A 3,070-nucleotide genomic window follows, 5' to 3' on the forward strand; every position below is an offset into this window, starting at 1 on the left:
GGTACCCGTAAAGGCACGCCGCATTTCGAGTGCGGTACATTCGACCACTCTGCCACCTCTCCGCGAGGTCTTGAATGCCGCCAGCAGGGCCGCATTGGTCGATAGAGCGGGGGCCTCTAGCGCAATGATTTGGGCGTAGCAAGCACAGTCCTTGTGCGGCGCGGCGGAAACATTAGATTGTACGCATGACGCAGCCCGTCCCGCCCTCCACGCCCTTCGAAGCGTCGGTCCCGATGCCGCCCATTGCCACCGCGCGCTTCGCGATCGGCGATGTGGTGAAGCATCGCCTGTTCGAGTTTCGCGGCGTGGTCTTCGATGTCGATCCGGTCTTCGCGAACAGTGAGGAATGGTATGATGCGATTCCTGAGGATGTGCGCCCGCGCAAGGATCAGCCTTTCTACCATCTGCTCGCCGAAAACGCCGAATCGAGCTACATTGCCTATGTCAGCCAGCAAAATCTGGTGGCGGACGACAGTGAGGATCCGATCGATCATCCGGCGATCGATGGCTTGTTCGACGGTCACGTCCCCGGCCGCTATTCGCTGCGCCGCGAACATCGCCACTAGGACGGGGTTCGCCGACCCGGAAAAGCGCCGATGCGGCGTCTATATTAAGGCCCCGGCAAATATGGCCGAAGTTCCGCTTCCGGGTTGACTTCGCCGCCCTCCTCCACTAGCTGCGCCCTTCCTCCTGCCGGGGTTCACCCTGGCGGGCACATGCTTTTGTTAGAGAAGAGACCCATGTTCGCTATCGTGCGCACGGGCGGCAAGCAGTATCGCGTTGCCGCTGGAGACAAGATCGTCGTCGAGAAGCTCGACGGTGAGGCCGGCTCGTCGGTCACCCTGAGCGATGTTCTGCTCGCGGGTGAAGGCTCGGAGCTGAAGGCCACTGACGGCCTCACGGTCTCGGCTGAGATCGTTGCGCAGGCGAAGGCGGAAAAGGTCATCGTCTTCAAGAAGCGCCGCCGGCACAATTATCGCCGCAAGAACGGCCATCGCCAGCAGCACACGATCCTGAAGATCACCGCCATCGGTGCCCAGGAAGAGAAGAAGAAGGCCGCGCCCAAGGCGAAGAAGGCCGACGCTGAAGCCGCCGCCCCGGCGACCGAAGCGTAAGTTCGAGGAGTAGAGCAAAATGGCACATAAGAAAGCAGGCGGCTCTTCGCGTAACGGTCGCGACTCGGCAGGCCGTCGCCTCGGCGTCAAGAAGTTCGGCAGCGAAGCAGTCGTCGCCGGCAACATCCTCGTGCGTCAGCGCGGCACCAAGATTTATCCGGGCGTGAACGTGGGCATGGGCAAGGACCATACCCTTTTCGCGCTCGTCGACGGCCGCGTGTCGTTCAAGCAGGGCAAGCTTGGCCGCAAATTCTGCTCGGTAGATATGATTGCGGAAGCAGCCGAATAACATCGGGTGACCAACCGGGTTGCCCACCAGGGCGATCCGGGATTTCCACACGAAATCCGAAAAAGGGAGACGGGTCGCCCCGGCTCCCTTTTTTATTCTCCCGCGAAATGCCGGTGCAACCTGCGTGTCATAGGGACGCGTCAAGGGGCACCGCAGACCAAGGAGAATGGTCATGTTCGTGCGGACGGAGAGACTGACGTTGCGGCCCGCCTGGGCCGAGGATGCGCCCCAGCTGGCGCAGGCGATCGGGCATGAGGAAGTGGTGCGCAACCTTGCGCGCGCGCCCTGGCCCTATCCCATCGAGGCGGCCGAAAGCTATGTTCAAAGCTTCGCTGATCCCGCCGAGCCCAAATTCCTTGTCTTCGAGCATCAGGGTGGCGGCATCCGCCTGATCGGCGGCATGGGCATCGCCGCGCGCCGGGACGATCCGCACGAACTCGGCTATTGGTTCACCCCGGATGCGTGGGGCCGTGGCTACGCCACCGAAGCCGGCGCCGCCGTCCTCCGTGCCGCTCGCGCCGCCGGCATCCGCCGCGTAACCGCCAGCCATTATGTCGACAACCCGGCCTCGGGCCGCGTCCTGCGCAAGCTCGGCTTCCTGCCCACCGGCCGGATCACCCAGCTCTATTCGCGCGGCCGCGGCGGGGAAGCCCCGTCGATCGGCTACGCGATCGATCTGTTTGCGGGGGATAATTCCGGCGGAATCGACCCCGACGCGCGAATGGCGGCGTAAGGGCCGGGCCGTTCTCCCGGCCCGGCCCAAAGCCATCCGTCCCACCCCTGCCCGTCATCCCGCCCAACGCCATCCCGCCCCCACACCGTCATCCCCGCCTCTCCGCCGTCATCCCCGCGAAAGCGGGGATCTCAAGCCATAGGGCACACCCCCTACCCGTCATCCCCGCGAAAGCGGGGACCCAGAGCCACACACCCCACCGCCCACCACCCTGGATCCCCGCTTTCGCGGGGATGACGAACGGGGCGGTTCTCCTGATTTCGCACGCTTCCCCCGCCAAGACGAATAGCGTAGCCTTCCAGCATGGACCGCACCCCCGCCGTCTATATCGTCGCCAGCCGCCGCAACGGCACGATCTACACCGGCGTGACCTCCGATCTTCCCGGCCGCATCTACCAGCACCGCCACAAGACCTTCAAAGGCTTCAGCGCAGAGCATGGCTGCGATCGCCTTGTCTGGTTCGAGGTCCACTAAGAGATGACCTCGGCGATTCTGCGCGAAAAACGCATCAAGAAATGGGAGCGCACGTGGAAGCTTGCCCTGATCGAGAAGGCCAACCCGACATGGCGCGATCTGGCCGAAGACTGGGGTTTCGAGCCGCTCGGCAGACCCTGATCCTGCCCCACCCCAAACCGTCATCCCCACCTCTCCACCGTCATCCCCGCGAAAGCGGGGACCCAGAGCCACACACCCCATCCCCCGCCAACCCTGGATCCCCGCCTCCGCGGGGATGACGAACGGGGCGCTTTCATGACCGCGCCCCACCGCCGCCACCCATTTCCTCTCATCGCCGCCTCAGCCTCGGTCGTCGCCCCAGCCCCCGTCCCTACCATCACCCCACGCCCACACCGTCATCCCCGCGAAAGCGGGGACCCAGAGCCAAGCACCCCACCGCCCACCACCCTGGATCCCCGCCTCCGCGGGGATGACGAA

The 3,070-nt window shown here is 64.6% G+C and carries 6 protein-coding genes; all 6 read left to right on the top strand.

The features are described from left to right. The first annotated feature begins 185 nt into the window (after window positions 1-185). Complete coding sequence (gene hspQ, locus SSO01S_RS05395) at window positions 186-566, top strand: heat shock protein HspQ (RefSeq protein WP_066796380.1); 381 nt, start codon at window positions 186-188, stop codon at window positions 564-566. Window positions 567-740: 174 nt separating this feature from the next. After that, the gene (gene rplU / locus SSO01S_RS05400) at window positions 741-1,115 is read left to right on the top strand and encodes a 50S ribosomal protein L21 (RefSeq protein ID WP_066796383.1); all 375 of its coding nucleotides are present in this window, start codon (window positions 741-743) and stop codon (window positions 1,113-1,115) included. Window positions 1,116-1,134: 19 nt separating this feature from the next. Next, window positions 1,135-1,404, top strand: a complete 270-nt coding sequence (gene rpmA / locus SSO01S_RS05405; protein ID WP_066796386.1) for a 50S ribosomal protein L27 — start codon at window positions 1,135-1,137, stop codon at window positions 1,402-1,404. 172 nt (window positions 1,405-1,576) lie between these two features. Beyond that, window positions 1,577-2,137 (top strand): GNAT family N-acetyltransferase, encoded by a 561-nt coding sequence (locus tag SSO01S_RS05410; RefSeq protein WP_174520756.1) that lies wholly within the window; start codon window positions 1,577-1,579, stop codon window positions 2,135-2,137. A 303-nt stretch (window positions 2,138-2,440) separates the two neighbouring features. Next, window positions 2,441-2,611 carry a GIY-YIG nuclease family protein gene (locus tag SSO01S_RS18105; RefSeq protein ID WP_439646553.1) on the top strand — a complete coding sequence of 57 codons (171 nt, stop codon included), beginning with the start codon at window positions 2,441-2,443 and terminating at the stop codon, window positions 2,609-2,611. 3 nt (window positions 2,612-2,614) lie between these two features. Next, the gene (locus SSO01S_RS18110; RefSeq protein WP_439646554.1) at window positions 2,615-2,752 is read left to right on the top strand and encodes a GIY-YIG nuclease family protein; all 138 of its coding nucleotides are present in this window, start codon (window positions 2,615-2,617) and stop codon (window positions 2,750-2,752) included. Window positions 2,753-3,070: the final 318 nt, after the last annotated feature.

The sequence above is a fragment of the Sphingomonas soli NBRC 100801 genome (genome assembly GCF_001591025.1).
GTDB lineage: Bacteria > Pseudomonadota > Alphaproteobacteria > Sphingomonadales > Sphingomonadaceae > Sphingomonas > Sphingomonas soli.